General features: G+C 71.3%; 16 protein-coding genes and 1 pseudogene. 9 read left to right on the top strand and 8 right to left on the bottom strand.

Translation table 11 applies throughout. The annotated features are described in order from the left end of the window. Positions 1-141: 141 nt before the first annotated feature. The 3 genes from BJ965_RS37125 (at position 142) to BJ965_RS37115 (ending at position 5,008) form a co-directional block, all read left to right on the top strand. Complete coding sequence (locus tag BJ965_RS37125) at positions 142-2,877, top strand: SpoIIE family protein phosphatase/ATP-binding protein (RefSeq protein WP_184915899.1); 2,736 nt, start codon at positions 142-144, stop codon at positions 2,875-2,877. Positions 2,878-3,005: 128 nt separating this feature from the next. After that, positions 3,006-4,370, top strand: a complete 1,365-nt coding sequence (locus tag BJ965_RS37120) for an FAD-dependent oxidoreductase (RefSeq protein ID WP_030847259.1) — start codon at positions 3,006-3,008, stop codon at positions 4,368-4,370. 143 nt (positions 4,371-4,513) lie between these two features. Further along, positions 4,514-5,008: a lamin tail domain-containing protein gene (locus BJ965_RS37115; protein WP_184915896.1), complete on the top strand. Its 495-nt coding sequence runs from the start codon at positions 4,514-4,516 to the stop codon at positions 5,006-5,008. Between the two features lie 32 nt (positions 5,009-5,040). Here BJ965_RS37115 and BJ965_RS37110 read toward each other — a convergent pair whose 3' ends face one another. From BJ965_RS37110 to BJ965_RS37090, 5 genes are all read right to left on the bottom strand, one after another. Beyond that, the gene (locus BJ965_RS37110; RefSeq protein ID WP_184915893.1) at positions 5,041-6,561 is read right to left on the bottom strand and encodes an FAD-dependent monooxygenase; all 1,521 of its coding nucleotides are present in this window, start codon (positions 6,559-6,561) and stop codon (positions 5,041-5,043) included. A 108-nt stretch (positions 6,562-6,669) separates the two neighbouring features. Continuing rightward, complete coding sequence (locus tag BJ965_RS37105) at positions 6,670-7,044, bottom strand: roadblock/LC7 domain-containing protein (protein ID WP_030847269.1); 375 nt, start codon at positions 7,042-7,044, stop codon at positions 6,670-6,672. A gap of 56 nt (positions 7,045-7,100) precedes the next feature. Beyond that, the gene (locus BJ965_RS37100) at positions 7,101-7,622 is read right to left on the bottom strand and encodes a roadblock/LC7 domain-containing protein (RefSeq protein WP_030847272.1); all 522 of its coding nucleotides are present in this window, start codon (positions 7,620-7,622) and stop codon (positions 7,101-7,103) included. A gap of 38 nt (positions 7,623-7,660) precedes the next feature. Further along, entirely contained in the window at positions 7,661-8,497 is an 837-nt protein-coding gene (locus BJ965_RS37095; RefSeq protein WP_184915890.1) for a hypothetical protein, read from the bottom strand. Further along, positions 8,494-8,928 (bottom strand): hypothetical protein, encoded by a 435-nt coding sequence (locus BJ965_RS37090; RefSeq protein ID WP_030847277.1) that lies wholly within the window; start codon positions 8,926-8,928, stop codon positions 8,494-8,496. The genes BJ965_RS37095 and BJ965_RS37090 overlap by 4 nt, the downstream gene beginning before the upstream one ends. A 265-nt stretch (positions 8,929-9,193) precedes the next feature. Between BJ965_RS37090 and BJ965_RS37085 the strand changes: the two genes are divergently transcribed. Continuing rightward, positions 9,194-9,634 carry a VOC family protein gene (locus tag BJ965_RS37085; protein WP_184915885.1) on the top strand — a complete coding sequence of 147 codons (441 nt, stop codon included), beginning with the start codon at positions 9,194-9,196 and terminating at the stop codon, positions 9,632-9,634. Positions 9,635-9,685: 51 nt separating this feature from the next. On the opposite strand, the gene BJ965_RS37080 is transcribed toward BJ965_RS37085, so the two are convergent. Then, the gene (locus tag BJ965_RS37080; RefSeq protein ID WP_184915881.1) at positions 9,686-12,100 is read right to left on the bottom strand and encodes a SpoIIE family protein phosphatase; all 2,415 of its coding nucleotides are present in this window, start codon (positions 12,098-12,100) and stop codon (positions 9,686-9,688) included. 151 nt (positions 12,101-12,251) lie between these two features. On the opposite strand from BJ965_RS37080, the gene BJ965_RS37075 reads away from it, so the two are divergent. Both BJ965_RS37075 and BJ965_RS37070 read left to right on the top strand, forming a co-directional pair. After that, positions 12,252-13,715: an aldehyde dehydrogenase family protein gene (locus tag BJ965_RS37075; RefSeq protein ID WP_184915877.1), complete on the top strand. Its 1,464-nt coding sequence runs from the start codon at positions 12,252-12,254 to the stop codon at positions 13,713-13,715. Positions 13,716-13,742: 27 nt separating this feature from the next. Further along, positions 13,743-13,959, top strand: a pseudogene (locus tag BJ965_RS37070) (non-reducing end alpha-L-arabinofuranosidase family hydrolase); the annotation flags it as partial. A 26-nt stretch (positions 13,960-13,985) separates the two neighbouring features. Here the strand turns inward: BJ965_RS37070 and BJ965_RS37065 are convergent. Then, entirely contained in the window at positions 13,986-14,375 is a 390-nt protein-coding gene (locus BJ965_RS37065; protein ID WP_184915874.1) for a hypothetical protein, read from the bottom strand. Positions 14,376-14,507: 132 nt separating this feature from the next. Next, on the bottom strand, positions 14,508-15,440 hold the full coding sequence (gene sigJ / locus BJ965_RS37060; protein ID WP_184915871.1) for an RNA polymerase sigma factor SigJ: 933 nt from the start codon (positions 15,438-15,440) through the stop codon (positions 14,508-14,510). Positions 15,441-15,541: 101 nt separating this feature from the next. On the opposite strand from sigJ, the gene BJ965_RS37055 reads away from it, so the two are divergent. The 3 genes from BJ965_RS37055 to BJ965_RS37045 are packed head-to-tail and all read left to right on the top strand — an operon-like array spanning position 15,542 to position 18,522. Then, positions 15,542-15,910: a hypothetical protein gene (locus BJ965_RS37055; RefSeq protein ID WP_184915868.1), complete on the top strand. Its 369-nt coding sequence runs from the start codon at positions 15,542-15,544 to the stop codon at positions 15,908-15,910. Between the two features lie 51 nt (positions 15,911-15,961). Beyond that, positions 15,962-16,510 carry a GNAT family N-acetyltransferase gene (locus BJ965_RS37050; protein WP_184915865.1) on the top strand — a complete coding sequence of 183 codons (549 nt, stop codon included), beginning with the start codon at positions 15,962-15,964 and terminating at the stop codon, positions 16,508-16,510. Positions 16,511-16,569: 59 nt separating this feature from the next. Continuing rightward, positions 16,570-18,522 (top strand): SMI1/KNR4 family protein, encoded by a 1,953-nt coding sequence (locus BJ965_RS37045; protein WP_184915861.1) that lies wholly within the window; start codon positions 16,570-16,572, stop codon positions 18,520-18,522. Positions 18,523-18,524 lie beyond the last annotated feature (2 nt).

Here is an 18,524-nt window from a genome sequence, read left to right as displayed (position 1 = left end):
GCTGGGCGCCTGCGGCTGCCGTACCTTTTCGGTGGGCAGGGACCCCGCGCACGCCCGCAGACGTGACGAAACGGTGAGGACCCCCTGCCACCATGGGTGATGCCCCTCGCCTCCCGGGGCCGGGCAGTGTAGACATGGCACATGGTCCGACTCTTGGGTCGATCCGGGACTCGATCGCCCCTGCGGCCCGGCGCTGCGCCGTCGACACGGCAGCGGCGGGAGGCGGGCTCGTCGCGGTGGCAACCGGTGGCGGTGCTGCGGTCGGTGCTGGGCGGACGCAGCGTCGCCGGACAGGTGTTCCTGCTCGTCGTGGTGATCGTGCTGTTGCTGGTCGTGGCGGCCGTGGTGGCGTTGGTGCTGCAGGTACGGCACGACACGACGCAGGAGGCTCGCAACCGCTCGCTCGCCGTGGCGGAGACGTTCGCGAACGCGCCGGGCACCGTCGAGGCCCTGCGGAGCCCTGATCCCAGCGCCGTGCTCCAGCCACGGGCCGAGGCCGCCCGCGTGGCGTCGAAGGTCGACTTCATCGTCGTGCTGAACACCGACGGAATCCGGTACACCCACCCCAAGCCCGACCGCATCGGCAAGAAGTTCGTCGGGACGATCGCCCCGGCGCTGGCCGGGAAGTCGTTCACCGAGGAGATCGACGGCACCATCGGCCGGCTCGTCCAGGCCGTGGTACCGGTGAAGGACCCGGACGGCCGGGTCGTGGGCCTGGTCTCGGCGGGGATCACGACCAAGAACGTCGGCGGGACCGCCGACCGCCAGCTGCCCCTCGTGCTCGCGGCCGCCGCGATCGCGCTCGCCCTGGCGACGGCGGGTGCCGCGCTGGTGAGCCGGCGGCTGCTGCGCCAGACCCACGGGCTCGGGCCGCACGAGATGACCCGGATGTACGAACATCACGACGCCGTGCTGCACGCCGTCCGCGAGGGCGTGCTCATCGTCGACGACGGGGGCACCCTGGTGCTCGCCAACGACGAGGCACACCGCCTGCTCGGACTGCCCGCCGACGCCGAGGGCCGGCACGTCCTCAGCCTCGGTCTCGACCCGGGCACCGCCGACCTGCTGGCCTCCGGACGCGTCGCCACGGACGAAGTGCACCTGGTCGGGGACCGGCTCCTCGCCGTCAACCAGCGGACCACGGACCGTGCGGGCGTCCCGCCCGGCAGCGTCGCCACCCTGCGCGACTCCACGGAACTGCGGGCCCTGTCCGGGCGGGCCGAGACCGCTCGGGAGCGGCTCAACATGCTCTACGACGCCGGAGTGGGCATCGGGACCAGCCTCGACGTGACCCGCACGGCCGAGGAACTCACCGAGCTGGCCGTGCCCCGGTTCGCCGACTTCGTCACCGTGGACCTGTTCGACGCGGTGCTGGGCGGCGGGCAGCCGAACGCCGTGGCGGCGCTCAGCCGTACGGCGATGAGCGGGATCCGCAAGGACGCCCCGCTCTACCCGGTCGGGGAGCGCATCAGGTTCGTCGAGTCCTCCCCGCAGGGCCGCAGCCTCGCCACGGGCAGCCCGGTCCTGGAGCCCCGGCTGAGCCAGGCCACGGGCTGGCAGGCCCAGGACCTGGAGCGCTCCGCGCAGATCGTCACATACGGCATCCACTCACTGATCACCGTGCCGCTGCGGGCCGGCACCCTGGTGCTCGGGGTGGTGAGCTTCTGGCGCTACGAGAAGCAGGTGCCGTTCGACACCGACGAGCTGGCCCTGGCCGAGGAGCTGGTCACCCGGGCCGCCGTCTCCATCGACAACGCGCGCCGCTACACCCGCGAGCACAGCATGGCCGTGACCCTCCAGCGCAGCCTGCTCCCCCGCAACCTGCCCGAGCAGGGCGCCCTGGAGATCGCCTACCGCTATCTGCCCGCGCAGGCCGGGGTCGGCGGTGACTGGTTCGACGTGCTGCCGTTGTCGGGGGCCAGGGTCGCGCTCGTGGTCGGGGACGTCGTCGGACACGGGCTGCATGCCGCGGCCACGATGGGGCGGCTGCGCACCGCGGTGCACAACTTCTCCGCCCTGGACCTGCCGCCCGAGGAACTCATCGCCCTGCTGGACGAGTTGGTCGGCCGCATCGACCAGGACGAGACGGAGGACGAGGGCAGCGCCCCGGTCACCGGTGCGACCTGTCTGTACGCCGTCTACGACCCGGTCTCCCGGCGCTGCACCGTCGCGCGGGCCGGGCATCCCCCGCCGGCGCTGATCCACCCGGACGGCAGTGTGGAGTTCCCCGACGTGCCCGCCGGTCCCCCGCTGGGGCTCGGTGGTCTGCCGTTCGAGACGGCGGAGCTCGACCTGGCGGAGGGCAGCCGGCTCGTGCTCTACACCGACGGGCTGATCGAGGACCGGGAACGGGACATCGACGTCGGCCTGGAGATGCTGCGCGAGGCGCTGGGCAGGGCCGACGAGTCACCGGAGGACACCTGCCGGGTCGTGCTCGACTCGCAGCTCACGGCCCGTTCCAGCGACGACATCGCGCTGATCGTCGCGCGCACCAGAGCACTGTCCGCCGACCAGGTCGCCGAGTGGCCGGTGCCGGCCGATCCGGCGGCCGTGGGCGAGGTGCGGGCGGCGGTCAGCCGGCAGCTGGCGGAGTGGGGTCTGGACGAGCTGACGTTCAGCACGGAGCTGATCCTGAGCGAGCTGGTCACCAACGCGCTCCGGTACGGCGGCGGCCCCATTCGTGTGCGGGTGCTGCGGGACCGCAACCTGATCTGCGAGGTGTTCGACAGCAGCAGCACCTCGCCCCACCTGCGGTACGCGACCATGACGGACGAGGGCGGACGGGGCCTCTTCCTCGTCGCGCAGCTCGCGGAACGCTGGGGGACGCGATATCTGCCCGCGGGGAAGGTGATCTGGGCGGAGCAGCCCCTGCCATAAGCACCACTGGGGACTCCCCATAAAGTAGCCTTATGAGCTCATAGACCGGACCCTCGTACCGACTTAGGCATGCCTTAGTTTAGGCTTCCCGTCGAGATCGCTTGTCGCCGCTCGAAGGGAACCTGACCATGCCCCGCCCCCTGCGGGTAGCCATCGTCGGATCCGGCCCCGCCGGGATCTACGCCGCCGACGCCCTGCTCAAGTCCGAGGTGGCCGCCGACCCCGGTGTGTCCATCGACATCTTCGAGCGCATGCCGGCGCCGTTCGGACTGATCCGCTACGGCGTCGCCCCCGATCACCCGCGGATCAAGGGCATCATCACCGCCCTGCACCAGGTGCTCGACAAACCGCAGATCCGGCTCTTCGGCAACGTGGACTACGGCACCGACATCGGCCTGGACGACCTGCGCGCGTTCTACGACGGCGTGATCTTCGCCACCGGCGCGACGGCCGACCGGGCGCTCTCCCTGCCGGGGATCGACCTCGACGGCTCGTACGGCGCCGCCGACTTCGTGTCCTGGTACGACGGCCACCCGGACGTGCCGCGCACCTGGCCGCTGGAGGCCGAGAAGGTCGCCGTGCTCGGGGTCGGCAACGTCGCGCTGGACGTCGCGCGCATCCTGGCCAAGACGGCGGACGAGCTGCTGCCGACGGAGATCCCGGCCAACGTCCACGAGGGTCTCAAGGCCAACCGGGCCAAGGAGATCCACGTGTTCGGCCGCCGCGGCCCGGCGCAGGCGAAGTTCAGCCCCATGGAGCTGCGGGAGCTGGACCACTCCCCCACCATCGAGGTCATCGTCGACCCCGAGGACATCGACTACGACGAGGGCTCGATCACCACCCGGCGCGGCAACAAGCAGGCCGACATGGTGGCGAAGACCCTGGAGAACTGGGCGATCCGCGACGTCGGCGACCGACCCCACAAGCTCTTCCTGCACTTCTTCGAGTCGCCGGTGGAGGTGCTCGGCGAGGACGGCAAGGTCGTCGGCCTGCGCACGGAGCGCACGGAACTCGACGGCACGGGGAACGTCAAGGGCACCGGCACCTTCCACACCTGGGATGTGGGCGCGGTGTACCGCGCGGTGGGCTACCTGTCCGACAAACTCCCCAAGCTGCCCTGGGACATCGACTCGGGCACCGTTCCGGACGAGGGCGGCCGGGTCATGCAGGAGACGGGCGAGCACCTGCAGTCCACGTACGTCACCGGCTGGATCCGGCGTGGCCCCATCGGCCTCATCGGGCACACCAAGGGTGACGCCAACGAGACCGTGGCGAACCTGCTGGACGACTACCGCAACGAGCGGCTGCACACGCCGGCGACCCCCGCCCCCGAGGCCGTGGACGCGTTCCTCGCCGAGCGCGACATCCGCTTCACCACCTGGGACGGCTGGTACAAGCTGGACGCCGCGGAGAAGGCTCTGGGTGAGCCCGAGGGCCGCGAGCGCGTGAAGATCGTCGAGCGTGAGGACATGCTGCGGGCCAGCGGCGCCTGACGACATATACACCCGCGGGGCGGGTTCGGTGGCAAGGTCACCGGACCCGCCCTTCTGCGTACTTGAACCGTGTACGATCCGGATGCTTCACCGAACCATCACATCGCCTTCACTTGAAGGCCATGCAGGGGGGACGAACGTCCATGCGTATACGCCTTGTCGCCACCACGGCCGTCGCTGCCGGAGCCCTGACCGCCCTTTCGGCGGTCCCGGCCCAGGCCGCGGAGTACAGCTCCGCTCTGAAGATCCGGGGCATCCAGTACGACGCTCCCGGGAGCGACTCCAACCGCTGCTCGGGCGGGAACACCGCCCAGGAGTACCTGACCATCAAGAACTACTCGCGCTCCACGACGGTGAACCTCAAGGGGTACGTCGTGAAGGACGCCGCGGGGAACAAGTTCACCTTCACCGCGAGCCACACCCTTCAGCCGGGTGACTATGTGAAGCTGCGCGGCGGCAACGGGTCGGACTCCGACACGAACAACGTCGTCTACCGCGACAACTGCAACTTCATGTGGAACAACGACAAGGACACGATCTACGTGTACAAGCCGTCCGGCAGCCGTGCCGACGTGCACTCGTACACCAGGAGCGGCTCCGACGCGGACCGCAACGGGTACATCACGTACCACGGCTGATCCCTTCGCCGGACCGGCGCCGGCCCCTCGGTCTAAGGGGCCGGCAGCCAGTGGTCCAGGTAGGCGCGCAGGCCCGTGAGGTCGGTGCCGCGTGTCAGGTACCCCACGTAGCCGTCGGGTCGTACGAGCGCGTGGGCGATGCCCGGCCACGGGCTCTGCGCTCCCAGGCGGTGCACCCTCACCAGGTCGCCGCGTCCGTCCAGGGGCGGGTCCTCGGGCCAGGCGCGGTCGGGGCCGGTGAGCAGGAGGTGGTAGTCCGGTCCGGCGACGCGGCGTTGGAGTCCGGCCGGGGTGTCGGGCAGGCGGTCCCCGGCACGTGGGCCCTGCCGCGGTCGCCGCGGTCCGGTGACGGAGGCGGGGCCGCGGCGGTAGTGGATGCCGAGTTCGGACACCGTACGGAACAGGCGTGCTCGGGCACCGGTCGCGCGCAGGAGCAGCGGAGCCACGTGCGGGGCCAGACGCGTCCGTGCCAGTCGCAGGGCCGGGTGGCTGCTCGTACCGACGGTGAACGCGCGGTCGGTGAGGCGGCGGACGCCGTCGCCGACCGGGGCGCGTTCCGCCTCGTAGGTCTCCAGCAACTCCTCGGGCGCGGCGCCGCGGCAGACGTGGGCGAGTTTCCAGCCCAGGTTGAGCGCGTCCTGGATGCCGGTGTTCATGCCCTGGCCTCCGGCCGGGCTGTGGATGTGCGCGGCGTCCCCGGCGAGGAAGAACGGACCTTTGCGGTAGTGGGCGGCGCCGCGGTTGTGGATACGGAAGCTCGTCATCCAGACCGGATCGCGCAGGGTCGGTCTGTCCGGCGTCCAGTCGTCGGCGATCCGCTGGAGGAGGTCCAGGGTCACGTCGTCGCCGGAGCCGGGAGCGCCCGGCGGGTGCATCGCGATCATCCGCCAGGTGGCCGGAGTGCCGAGCGGGAAGAAGAACAGCAGTCCGGCCGCGGTCATGTACGTGTGCACGGCGCCCGGTTCCAGTCCGTCGGCCTCCAGATCCGCCAGCAGGAACGTCTGCGGATAGGCGTACCCCTCGAAGGCGATGCCCGCGCGGGCCCGCACGGTGCTGTGTGCGCCGTCGCAGCCGACGACATAGCGGGCGCGCACCGTCTCCTCGGTCCCGTCCCGGTGCCGCAGGAGGCAGGTGACGTACTCGCCCTCGGGTTCGGCGGTCAGCAACTCCGTGCCCCGCTCCACCGTCACGTCCCGCGCGGTCAGGTGCGCCGACAGCACGGCTTCCGTCTCCGACTGCGGGAGGAACAGCAGGAAGGGGTACGGCGTGTCGTCGCAGCCGACATCGAACACCGGCACGCGCAGTTCCCGCCGGGGCAGATGCAGGTGCAGTCCGACCGTCGCGTTGCCCCGTTCGACGAGGCCGTCCGTCACGCCGAACGGGGCCAGCATCTCGAGGGTGCGGGGCTGGATCGCCGGGGCGCGGGATTCCCGGGCCCGGTCCAGTGAGCGGTCCACGATCCGGAACGGGGTCGCGTAGGACCGCAGTTGGGTCGCGAGTGCGAGTCCGGTGGGGCCAGCGCCCACCACGAGCACGTCCAGGGGTGCCGTCATGACACACACCGTAGACGTGGCCGGTCGCGCCGTATGTCCTCGCCGTGCGGCATGCCGGGGCCCTCCGCGACGCGTGCGTGGCGGAGGGCTCCCGTCCGGTGTGCTGGTTCAGACCTCCAGGTCGGCCTCGATGCGGCGCAGTTGATGGCGGGCCATCGCGAGGTTGGCCCGGCTCCCGTCGAGCACGAGGTAGAGGAAGAGTCCGCTGCCCCCGCGGCCCTTCAGCAGACGGATGAGGTGGTACTGGGTGTTCAGGGTGATCAGGATGTCCTCGATCTCCTCCTTCAGGCCCAGGTGCTCCATGGTGCGCAGCTTGGACCGCACGACGTCGGTGTTGCCCGCGGCGGCGACTTCGAGGTTGAAGTCCTTGCTGCCGCCGAGGGTGCCGAGGGCCATGCCGCTGGTGTAGTCGACGAGTGCGACGGCCGTCGCTCCGTCGATGGAGCTCAGGCATTCCTTCAGCGCGGTCTCCGTGTTGGCCATGCGCTCGGTTCCTTTCCTTGGGTCTTCTACTTCGATGGGTCAGGAAGTTCGGTGGCTCAGCTGCCGGTCTGCGGGCGCGGCCGGTGCGTGGGCCGCTGCGGGGTGCGTACCGGGAGGGTGCCGATGGGGCGGTCCGTGGCCGGGGACACCGTGGCGAGGTGTTCTTCGGGCACCGGCCGGTCGGCGTGGCGGCCGGTGCCCGGGCCGACGCGGGTGGCCAGCAGGTCGGCGATCCGGGCTCCGCTGCGCCGGCCTTCGAGATGGAGGCGGCCGACGTTGACGCGGTCCTCGGCGAGGAGGGTGAGGACGGCGGTGGTTCCGGCGGCGTAGGTCGCGACGTAGCCTCCGGAGCCCCGCACCAGCAGTTCGCGGAAGTCGCCGCGGGCGGCGGCGTCGGTCATGCGGTAGGCGACGCCGAGGGCGGCTGCGGTGAGCGCCGCGAGTCCCTCGGGCTCGGTGTCCGGCACGTCGTGGGCGAGGACGAGTCCGTCGACGGTGGCCGCGAGGGAGCCCGTCAGCCGGGGTATGCGGGTGCGGAGCCGACGCAGTTCGTCCAGGACGTCGGTCTCGACGGCCATGAGCAGTCTCCTTTCGGCACGCTGTCTTCGCGCGCGGATCACAGTGCCTCCAAGGCGTGCAGGAGCCGTCGCAGCAGTGCGGTGTCGGGCTCGACCGATGCCATGGGACGAGGGGCGGGGCCCGGCTCGGCGGACACGGTGGCGGGGGCGGACGCTGGGGCGGGGGACGGGTCTGAGGAGGGGCCGGGGATGAGCGGGGCCACGGGAGCCACCAGCCCGGCGGCGGCGAGGCGGCGGAGTTCGACGAGGGTGTGGAAGGTGCGGCAGGCGAGGGCCGTCGCGATCTGGGCGGCGGTGCGGACGCCGTCGACCTGAGCGAGGGTCCGGCCGCGGCGGGCCGGCAGGTCCGCGGCGTCCGATCCGGGCATCCGGGCAAGGGGCGCCCGGTCGACGGCGGGTTCGGGCCATATGCGGTGCAGCAGTTCGCGGCGGCGTCTGGACTCACGCAGGACGGTGTCGACCGGCACGGACCGGACCGCGCCGAGCCAGTGTGCGGCTCCGGGGCGGAACCGGAGCGCCGGTCCGTCATGGGCGAGGACGAAGTACGCCGCGTCGAAGAGGGCGCCCAGGTGGCACAGCTCCAGTGCACCGGCGGCGAGGTGGCCGCTGTCCACCAACTGCCGTCCGACGCGGCAGCGGCGGCCGGCCTGGTCGATCGCCTCCCACCAGCCGTCCGGGGCGAGCGCACCGCTGTGGGTGAGCAGATCGCCGAGGTCGGGTGTGACGGCGGATTCCACGTGGACGACGTGTCCCGCCGCGAGGTACACGATTCCCGACTCGGTGGACAGGGCGCCGGTCGCGCCCTGCGCGGCGAGTGTGCCGAGCTGGGCCGAGGCGGGTTCGTCCGTGCGCAGGGCCCGGGTCGATGTGGTCATCCGAGCACCAGCCGGTCCGCCATCTCGGCCAGCCGGATGCGGGCCAGGGCCAGGTTCCCTTCGCCGCGGTCGAGCCATAAGTGCACGAACACGGTGCTGTCGAAGGTCGTGGTGACGAACCTGAGCAGGTGGTACGAGTCGGCGTTCGTGATGATCAGGTCCTGTACGGGCGGTTCCTTGCCGGACGGTCCGCCAGGGCCGTCGCCGGTGGTTTCACCCGTGTCGTCATCGCCACCGGTGAGGGCGAGAACGCCGCTCTCGGTGGCGAGCCGGGCGAGTTCGGCGGTTTCCGCAGCCGTCGCCTCCGCATCACCACCGGGTGCGTCACCCACCGCGCCCAGCGCAAGACCACTGATCCAGTCGACTACCGACGCCCCTCGAGCACCAGGCAACCGCATGGCCTCCAGCAGACTCTCGTCGATTCCGGGCACGCCGAACCCCCTCCCCCTGCACGGCCGTTCCCGCGAACGTGAGCACGACACTACGGTGTGTGCTCGGCGCAGATGGACGCTTTGGCATTTTCCAAAGGAATGTGCAGGGAAGCGATCGAGGGGTGAGCGGGGCCGGACCGAACCGGGCAAGATGGGTCGCGCACACCCCAGTGATGTTGACCGCCCGCCTTGACCAGCCACTTCCCGGGGCTTCCTCGGGAGGCAGAGCGCCTACCGTGGCGGTCCCCCACGAAGGAGGCCCGGCATGGCGGTCCAGCGGATGGACAACGTCCTCATCGTCGTCGACGACCTGGAGGCCGTCATCGCGTTCTTCGTCGAACTCGGCTTGGAGCTCGAGGGCAAGGGGCCACTCGAATGGCGCGGCGCGGAGCGTGTCATCGGGCTCGACGACGTCCGGCAGGACGTCGCCATGCTGCGGGTCCCGGACGGCCCCGGACGAGTGGAGCTGGCGAAGTTCCACAGGCCGGCGGCCATCGCCCCCGAGCCGAAGGACGCTCCGGCGAACACGCTCGGCCTCCGTCGCGTCATGTTCGCCGTCGACGACATCGAGGACGTCGTCGCCCGCCTGCGCGCCCATGGTGCCGAAGTGGTCGGCGAGATCGTGCAGTTCGAGAACATCTATCGGCTCTGCTACGTCCGCGGGCCCGAGGGGATCGTCGTAGGACTCGCGGAGCAGCTCGGCTGACTTGCGGTTTGCGGAGGCGGCGCGGTTCGCCAAGGAAAGACGGGCCGTCGCTCAGACATCGGGGAGTGTCTGCTCCGCCCAGATGACCTTGCCGTTGGTCGTGTGCCTGGCGCCCCAGCCCTGGCACGTCTGGGCCACCAGGAGCAGCCCCCGGCCGCCCTCGTCGTAGGTGCGGGCCCGCCGCATGTGCGGGGCGGTGGTACTGCCGTCCGACACCTCGCAGATGAGGGTCCGGTCGTAGATCAGCCTCAGCTGGATGGGGGGCTCGGCATGCCGGATGGCGTTGGTGACCAGCTCGCTGGCCACCAGCTCGGTGACGAACGCGCACGCGTCGAGGCCCCACTCGGCCAGTTGCCGGCACGCGTTCTTGCGTGCCACGGCGACGGCGGCGGTGTCGGCCGGCACGTCCCAGGACGCCACGTGGGAGGTGTCGAGAGCGCGGGTGCGGGCCACGAGCAGGGCCACGTCGTCGGCCGGCCGTTCCGGAAGCATGGCTCGCAGGACCGCGTCGCAGGTGTCCTCGAGTGCGGGGTCGGAGGTCCGCAGAATCCGGAGGAACGTGTCCATGCCGTCGTCGATGTCACGGGACCCGGCCTCGAGGAGACCGTCGGTGTACAGCGCGAGGACGCTGCCTACGGGCAGCTCCCGTTCGAGGGCCTCGAAGGGCAGACCGCCGAGCCCCAGGGGAAGTCCCGAGGGAACGTCGAGGAACTCCGCTTGTCCGTCCGGCGTCACCAGCGCCGGGACGGGATGCCCGGCCCGTGCCAGGGAGCAGTGGCGGGAGACCGGGTCGTAGACGGCGTACAGGCAGGTGGCGCCGATGTCGCCGGTGCTGTCGGCGCCCGCGGCCAGGTGGCTGACGAGGTCGTCCAGGTGGGTGAGCAGCTCGTCGGGAGGGAGGTCGACGTCGGCGAGGGTCCGCACGGCGGTCCGCAGCCGCCCCATGGTCGCCGAGGCCTGGATGCCGTGGCCGACCACATCGCCGACGACCAGCGCGACGCGGGCCCCGGACAGCGGGATGACGTCGAACCAGTCGCCGCCCACCCCTGCCTGTGCGGTGGCGGGCAGGTAGCGGGAGGCGACGTCGAGGGCCGACTGTTCGGGCAGTCGTTGCGGCAGGAGGCTGCTCTGCAGGGTGAGCGAGGTGGCGCGCTCCCGGGTGAACCGGCGGGCGTTGTCGATGCAGAGGCCGGCTCTGTCGGTGATCTCCTGGCCGAGCAGCAGGTCGTCCTGTTCGAAGGGTTCCGGGTTCCGGTGACGGGAGAAGGTGGCCACTCCCAGGGTGAGGCCGCGCGCTCTCATGGGCACGGCCAGGACCGAGTGGAACCCGAACCGCCGCATCCGTTCCCCTCGCTCGGGGGTCTGGCGCAGCACGTCCGCCATGGCCTCGCCGGTGATCCGCTGGATCAGCGGCCGGCCGGCGGCCAGGCACTCGGCCGCCGCCGACTTGTCCGGGTAGACGGCCACGGTCCCGTTCGGGACGACGGCCTCGGGACAGCCTTCGAGGACCGACTGGTGGGCGACGCGGCGCAGCCGCACGGGACCGTGCGGGGAGCCGGCGGGCGGGTCGTCGCCGTCGTCGATGGACGGCAGCAGGTCGACGGTGACGAAGTCGGCGAGCCGGGGTACGGCCACGTCGGCGAGTTCCTGCGCGGTGCGGACGAGGTCGAGCGTGCTGCCGATGCGCAGGCTGGCCTCGTTCAGCAGGACCAGCCGCTGCCGGGCCACGTGCTGCTCGGTCATGTCGTGCGCCGAGAGCAGCACCCCTTCGATCCGGCCGTCGCCGTCCCGTACCGGGGCGAGGGACTCGCTCCACACACTGGGGCGTTCATGGCCCGCGAGCTGCAGCGAGACCTGGAGATCCTGCCGCTCACCAGTGTCCAGGGCTCGCCGCATGGCCTCTTCGGTGCGGTCGGCCTGCGGGTGGTGCACGATCTCCGAGACCCGTAGTCCGCGCATCGCCTCCTCGGACAGGCCGATCACCCGTTCCATGTCCGCGTTGGCCCTGACCAGCCGCAAGCCGGTGTCGTACAGCGCCGTCGTGCAGGTGGACTGGGTGAAGCTCCGTCTGAGGAACGCGTCGCCGTCGGGGCTCACCCCGGGGCGGCCGACCGCCGTGAGCAGCAGCCACTCTCCGTGGCTCTCTCCGTCCTGGCGGAGGTGAGCCAGGAGGTTCACGGTGAGGGCTTGTCCCTCGCGGTGCAGCAGCGTCGCCCGTCCGCTCCACCTGGGGGGCGTGAGCAGGGATCTCAGGGTTTCCGGCGGGGGCCCGTCGGCGAGCAGTGCCGAACCGGGCCGGCCGATCACCTCCGAGGCCCGGTAGCCGAGCAACCGGCGCGCTCCCTCGCTCCATCCCGTGACGATGCCGTGCCTGTCCACGACAGCCGTCGCGGTGGCGACCTCGTGGACGAGGCCCTCGGGCGGTGCCCCGCTGCCCTCGCCCGGGACGGACGCAGATATCGCCATGGAGCCTCAACCCGCCTCACCCATTCGGCATTCTTGCTACTTCGATCAGATATGTCCCAAGAATGACAGATAGCTCCGTCCCGGGTTGAATGGTCAGGGACTCTGATGGGCCGCGTGGGAGCATCCGACGACCACGGCGGAGGTCGTGATCATGCCTGTCGACGGCGAACGGACCTGGCCGGACGCGGCCGAGTGGACCGGGAAGATCTACAGCGAGGGCTGGCGGACCGCCGAGGGCGGCACCAGCCCGGTGATCGAACCGGCCACCGGCGAGCCACTGGCGCGGGTGGGCATGGCTTCTCCCGCCGATGTCGAACGGGCGGGCGCCCGCGCCGCCCGGGCCGCGCCGGAATGGGCGGCTGCCGCGGCGTCCGAACGGGTCGACGTTCTGATGCGTGCCGGTCACGCCCTGCGGGAGCGCAGCGGGGTGGTCCGCGCATGGATCGTCCGGGAGTCGGGGGGCGTCCCGGCAAAGGGTGACTACGAGATCACGGCCGGCCTCGACCAGCTCCAGCACGCGATCGGGCTCGCGTCGCAGCCCCTGGGCGAGGTCCTCGCGCCACGGGTGCCCGGCGGGACGAGTCTGGCGTGGCGGGTACCGCTGGGCGTCGTCGGAGTGATCACCCCGTGGAACGCGCCGCTGCTGTTCGCGATGCGGGCACTGGCGCCGGCTCTGGCCCTCGGCAACGCGGCACTGCTCAAGCCCGACCCCCTGACTCCGGTGTCCGGCGGTGTCCTGGTCGCGGAGCTGTTCCGGGAGGCCGGGCTGCCCGAGGGCGTGCTGCATGTCCTTCCCGGTGACGCGGCGACCGGGCGTGCGGTCGCCGCCGACCGGCATGTCGCGATGGTCTCGTTCACCGGCTCCACCGCGGTGGGGCGTGAGGTGGCCCGGATCGCCGGCGAAGGGCTCAAGCGCGTGTCACTGGAGCTCGGCGGCAAGAACTCGATCGTCGTGCTGGAGGACGCTGACGTGGAGGCGGCCGCCACGGCGGGTGCCATGAGTTCGTTCGGCTACCAGGGCCAGGCCTGCGTCGCCGCGGGACGTCACCTGGTCCACGCGGATGTCGTCGAGGCGTACACCGAGGCGCTCGTCCGGCAGGCGCGGGCGCTTCCGGTCGGCGATCCCCGGGTCGAGGGTATGGCGCTCGGTCCGGTGATCAGCGAGCGGCAGGCAGCCCGGATCGAACGGATCGTGGGCGAGAGCGTGGCCGCCGGAGCACGCGCACTGACGGGCGGCAGCCGCGAGGGGCTCTTCTACCCGCCCACCGTGCTGGACCGCGTCGACCGGTCCATGCCGGCCTTCCACGAGGAGATATTCGGACCTGTCGCTCCCGTCATCCCGTTCCGCGGCGAGGACGAGGCCGTGGAGATCGCCAATGACACGGCGTACGGCTTGACCGCCGCCGTTCACTCGCGGTCCGTTCCCCGGGCGACCGCCCTCGCGCAGCGGTTGCGCACGGGCATGGTCCACATCAACGACGTGTCCGCGAAGGACGCCGCGAACGCGCCCTTCGGCGGCATGGGCGTCTCGGGCAACGCCTCCCGCATCGGCGGCACCGCCAGCCTGGAGCAGTTCACTCAGTGGCGCTGGATGACGGCGCCAGGGCGGTTGTGACCCGCACAAGCCGGAGCGGCAGCTCGGGTGCTCTGCGACAGCGCTCACTACTATCTGTGCTCGTCCGGCGACAACGGGCGCCTCTACCGTTCCCGGACGACCGTCGGCCAGTTCCCGAACGGCTTCATGGTCATCGCCTTGAAGGACTTCGACAAGTACGCCCTGTTCGAGGCGAGCAACGTCTACAAGGTGCAAGGCAGTAACCGGTACCGGTTGCTCGTCGAGGCGAGGGTCGGACGGGCGGCCCCGGCATGCTCCTGCGGGCGGCCGCTACGCGAGCCACAGCGAGCCGTGACGATGGCGTGCCGGCGGTATCTCCACCGTGTCCGCGGCGTCGAGTGCGAGTACGCCGGCGGAGGTGTTCACCAGCCCCAGAAGAGTCCCCACCTGGGTGCGCAGCCGCTGTCGTGCCCGGCGTTCCTCGATCGCCGACCACTGGGCCACGGAGTCGTCCCGCTGGTATCGAGCGAACGAGTAGACGTCCACGGCGCGGCGGACCGCGCGAGGTCGGGGCCTTCTGGACTCGCGTGTCGCGTCAGTGAGGCTGCGGGCGCTGTACCTGAGGTCGTGGAGGACGACGGAACGCCAGGGCTTGCCTGGTGAGCGGTCGTACGCACTCCGGCTGTGCGGAGGGCGGACGTGGTGGGCGGTGCGTGTCACGGGGCTCCGTTCGCAGCCACCGCCAGGGATCTCCTGGCGGGCTACCTGAAGCCCGTGGGTCCCGTCGAACGTGTGCTCTTCATGCGCGCGACCCTATCTCGCTGTTTCCGTTGGGCGGCTCGGTTACAGGTCTCAGGACTCGCGAGCCCACGGACGCAGTTTCTCCGGGTTGCGGACCGCCCAGATGCGGGTGACACGGCCGTCGCAGACGTCGAACGCGGCCACGGTCATGACGACTCCGGCACGCTGGGCCACCAGGCCGGGCATCCCGTTGACCGACCGTTGCAGGAGTTCGAGCCCCGGGGCCTTGTCGGCGATGGCGACCATGTACCGCGCGATGCGCGTGCCGCCCTCGACCGGGCGCAGGACGGCACCGATGTTGCCGCCGCCGTCGGCGGTCATCACGGCGGCCGGGTCGAGGAGGCGGACGAGGGCCGCGATGTCCTTGCTCTCCCACGCTTCCTTGACGTGCCGCACCACCTCGGCCTGGCCGGTCACCGCCGCCGCCGTCGTCGCCGCCCGAGGGTGCGCGGCGCTCACCCGCCGCCGGGCCGAGGCGGCAAGTTGCTTGCAGGCGCCGGGCGTTCGGCCGAGGACATCCGCGATCTCGGCGAACGAGTACCGGAAGACGTCGTGCAGGACGAACGCCACCCGCTCGGCGGGTGTCATCGACTCCAGGACGACGAGGAAGGCCACGGACACCGACTCGTCCAGGACGATCTGGTCCGCGGGGTCCGAAGGGCCGGCGGGGCCGGTGCCGCCGGTGTGCCCCCACTCGGTGCGGTCGGGCAGTGGCTCGGGCAGCCACGCACCGACGTAGCGTTCACGGCGGGCCCGGGCCGAGCCGAGCAGGTCCAGGCAGATGCGGCTGGTCACCGTCGTCAGCCAGGCCCCGGGCGAAAGGATCTCCTCCTGCCGGCTTCGCGGCAGCGCGTACCAGCGTGTGTAGGCGTCCTGCACGGCGTCCTCGGCCTCGGTCACCGAACCGAGCAACCGGTATGCCACGTTGATCAGTTGGCGTTGCTCGCCCACTGTCTCGCCCGCGCCGGTCCCGACCGTCCCCATGCTTGCGGCGTCCCCCTCGCCTTACCTTTCGCAGCCTCGTGTCGTCGGGCTGGTGAGACCTTATCGATCTACCGCCCGACGGCGGAAGAGAGGACTGCGACATGGCCACTCAGGTGACAGTGACGGCACAGCGCGGCTCCACGTTCCTTCGGATCGCGATCGCCCTGCAGACGTTGACCATCTTCCTCCAGGCGGTCTCCGCCGGACTGCTGCTGACCGCGTCCTACGGAGAGGTGCTGCACAGTGCCGGAGCCCGGGTGATGTACGGGGCGTCGATGCTGTATCTGCTCGCCGCGGTGCTGGCGTGGAAGCCGGGCGGCGGCTCGCCCCGGCCTGTCCGGCACGCCACTGGTTTCCTCGTACTCGCCTCGGTCCAGGTCGTACTCGGCATCGCACACGTCCCGTCGCTCCATCTCCCCCTGGGCGTATTGATGTTCGGCCTGAGTGTGCTGGCGTTGGCGCGGCGCTGACGTCCGGTGCACCTGCCGACGGGCACGGGGGATTGCTCTAGGTTCCCCGCTATGGCCGAACTCGGAACCCCCGCCTGGCCACCTGCCCCGTTGAGGACCGAGCGGCTCGTGCTTCGCGCGTCCGAGTCCCGCGACCGTGCCGCGTTCATCGAGCTGTTCGCATCGCCCGAGGTGGGTACCCACGTCGGTGGCTCCCGGCCGCGTGACGAGCTCGAGCGCGCCGTGCCCGAGGTACCCGGGCGACGCCCCGGCGTTTTCGTGATCGATCTGGACGGGGTGATGATCGGCATGGTCACGCTCGATCGGCGCGACGCCGTGCGTCCGGGGCATGTACGTCCGGACCCCCAGGAGGCCGAGCTCGGCTACATGTTCCTGCCGAAGGCGTGGGGGCGCGGGTATGCCGCCGAGGCGTGCGTCGCCGTACTCGGCTGGTTCACCGACGCGTTCCCCGGCGAGCCGGTGGTGCTCTGCACCCGGGTCGCCAACGACCGCGCGCTGCGCCTCGCCGTGAAGCTGGGATTCGCCGAGGTGGAACGGTTCGAGGAGTACGGCGCCGAGCAGTGGTTCGGCGTGTGGCACCCGGTCCCCGCGTCCGGCTGAGTCCGGTGGCCCCGCCGAGCGGTGAAGCTCTGTCAGTGGTGGGTGGCAGCATCGGTCCCATGACGGATACGACGGCATTCGACTGGCGGTCATTCCTGCTCAGATGGAGCGAGGAGTGGGCGGACTCCTTGTCCGACGACGACACGCGGAGCGAGGACGACGAGGCGGCGCGGCAGGCACGCCGGCTGGGGTTCCCGCCCGCGGCCGAGGAGCGGATCGCCGCCATGGAGCAGCGCCTCGGCCGGCGGATGCCCCCGTCGTACCGGGAGTTCCTGAAGATCAGTGACGGGTGGCGGCACGCGGGCGGATTCGTGTGGCTGCTGGCGGGGACCGCGGACGCGCGCTGGCACAACGACGAGTCCGGGCTCGGCGACATGTTCGAGGAGTACCTGGACGAGGACGCCGGGCCCGAGGAACGGCAGGAGGCGGACCTCTGGCGACGCGGGTTACAGCTCGACGTCGAATCCGACGCCACCTACGTCCTCATGGATCCCGACGACGTGGACGAGAACGGCGAGTGGGCCGTCTACACGTGGGCGAGCTGGCGCGCGGCGCCTCCCGAGCGGCACGCGAACTTCCGTACCTTCATGAGGGACATGCACCGGGAGTTCCACTGCCTGCGGGCGAACCCGGGCGACGGGGAGCCGGCGTTCGTCAACGACACGACGCGCAGACTGGACGCCCAGGTGGAGGAGGCCCGGCTGGAGGCGCTGCGCGGCGGCTGGGAGCAGGCCGGGAAGGCGCTGGACGAGGCCAAGGAGTACGGCCGGCCGCGGGCAGCCGGACTGCACGACCAGATACGGCGCCTGCTCGGAGAGACCTACCTGGTGTCCTTCGGGCATGTGGCGGCGGATCCGCGGTACGCGCGCGAACTGCTGCCCCCGCTGGTCGCCGAGCACGCGGCGCACTCGTACCGGGACGACTCCACACTGAGGTTCGATCTGCGGGGCGCTGACGACGATCAGGTGTCCATGGCTCACGCGCTGCTGGATCAGATGAGGAACGGCACGTACCGGTACACGGCGGACGGTCCGTTCGGGGAGGCGGTCGGCAGGGCCCGGGAGCTGGCCCGGTGGGGGGACACCGACGGGGCTTGGCGGACACTCGTCGATGCCCTGCCCCTGTGGGAACCGCTGGGGCCGGACCACTTGGCGCCGCTGGGATGGGTGGCCGATCCCGTGCTCGGGCCGCTGCTGACCCCGGAGCGGGGCCGCGAGCTGCTGTCCACGCCCAGGGGCGGGCAGGCCGGCGAGACACCGGGTCCGACGGCCGGACTCGACCCGGACGGCCTGGCGTGGCTCGCGGAGCCCGACCCGGGCAACAACCGCACCTCCTACCGGTTCGTCCTGGTGGAGGGAGTCGGGCCGGAGGAGCTGCCGGGGCGTCTCACGGACGGGGTCGCCCCGGCGCTGAACCATCCCATGACCTCCTGGGACGCGCACCGCGGCTCGCTGCGCGACACGAGGGAGTTCTCGTCCTACGACGACAGGGCTCTCATGGCGGTCGGCCGGGCGGGCACCGGCTGGAGCTTCGCGTTCGACGGGCATCCGGCGCCGTTCGACCGTCGGCGGTTCGTCTCCCCTGCCGCGGGCGCGAGCGGGGGCACCCGCGCGGTGGTGGTGTGGAGTGCCCTGAGAGGCGGGCACCGGGAACGGTCGTTCCACCTCTCGGTGGCGAGCGGCGGTGTCGAACAGTACGCGTTCACCTACGCGGACGGGGAGATCGGCCGGAGCGGTGAGATACCGCGGACGCTGGACCCGAGCCTGTTCTTCGGTGAGCGGGCCGACGGTGCCGAGGCGGAGCGGTCACTGCTGGACGCGGTGGCGACCGAGTTCGGTGTCCGTCTGCCGCGTCACGCGATCGTGAACGGGCGGCTGCACACGTTCGTGACCCGCTCCTGGACACGGCCGCCGAGGGACGGGGAGGCGTTCATGGTGATCCGCGTCCACGGAACGGACCCGTCGTCGGCGGGCGGCGAACCGTCACCGGAGGAAGGCCCGGAGCGCAGCTAGGC

It is taken from the genome of Streptomyces luteogriseus (assembly GCF_014205055.1).
GTDB classification, from domain to species: domain Bacteria; phylum Actinomycetota; class Actinomycetes; order Streptomycetales; family Streptomycetaceae; genus Streptomyces; species Streptomyces luteogriseus.
Note: the sequence above shows the minus strand (reverse complement) of the source record. Positions and strands in the feature narration are given on the sequence as shown.

Bases quoted from the DNA above. Each gene is read 5' to 3' on its own strand.
- BJ965_RS37125 (WP_184915899.1), top strand. From the start codon at position 142: ATGGTCCGACTCTTGGGTCGATCCGGGACTCGATCGCCCCTGCGGCCC.
- BJ965_RS37120 (WP_030847259.1), top strand. From the start codon at position 3,006: ATGCCCCGCCCCCTGCGGGTAGCCATCGTCGGATCCGGCCCCGCCGGG.
- BJ965_RS37115 (WP_184915896.1), top strand. From the start codon at position 4,514: ATGCGTATACGCCTTGTCGCCACCACGGCCGTCGCTGCCGGAGCCCTG.
- BJ965_RS37110 (WP_184915893.1), bottom strand. From the start codon at position 6,561: ATGACGGCACCCCTGGACGTGCTCGTGGTGGGCGCTGGCCCCACCGGA.
- BJ965_RS37105 (WP_030847269.1), bottom strand. From the start codon at position 7,044: ATGGCCAACACGGAGACCGCGCTGAAGGAATGCCTGAGCTCCATCGAC.
- BJ965_RS37100 (WP_030847272.1), bottom strand. From the start codon at position 7,622: ATGGCCGTCGAGACCGACGTCCTGGACGAACTGCGTCGGCTCCGCACC.
- BJ965_RS37095 (WP_184915890.1), bottom strand. From the start codon at position 8,497: ATGACCACATCGACCCGGGCCCTGCGCACGGACGAACCCGCCTCGGCC.
- BJ965_RS37085 (WP_184915885.1), top strand. From the start codon at position 9,194: ATGGCGGTCCAGCGGATGGACAACGTCCTCATCGTCGTCGACGACCTG.
- BJ965_RS37080 (WP_184915881.1), bottom strand. From the start codon at position 12,100: ATGGCGATATCTGCGTCCGTCCCGGGCGAGGGCAGCGGGGCACCGCCC.
- BJ965_RS37075 (WP_184915877.1), top strand. From the start codon at position 12,252: ATGCCTGTCGACGGCGAACGGACCTGGCCGGACGCGGCCGAGTGGACC.
- sigJ (WP_184915871.1), bottom strand. From the start codon at position 15,440: ATGGGGACGGTCGGGACCGGCGCGGGCGAGACAGTGGGCGAGCAACGC.
- BJ965_RS37055 (WP_184915868.1), top strand. From the start codon at position 15,542: ATGGCCACTCAGGTGACAGTGACGGCACAGCGCGGCTCCACGTTCCTT.
- BJ965_RS37050 (WP_184915865.1), top strand. From the start codon at position 15,962: ATGGCCGAACTCGGAACCCCCGCCTGGCCACCTGCCCCGTTGAGGACC.
- BJ965_RS37045 (WP_184915861.1), top strand. From the start codon at position 16,570: ATGACGGATACGACGGCATTCGACTGGCGGTCATTCCTGCTCAGATGG.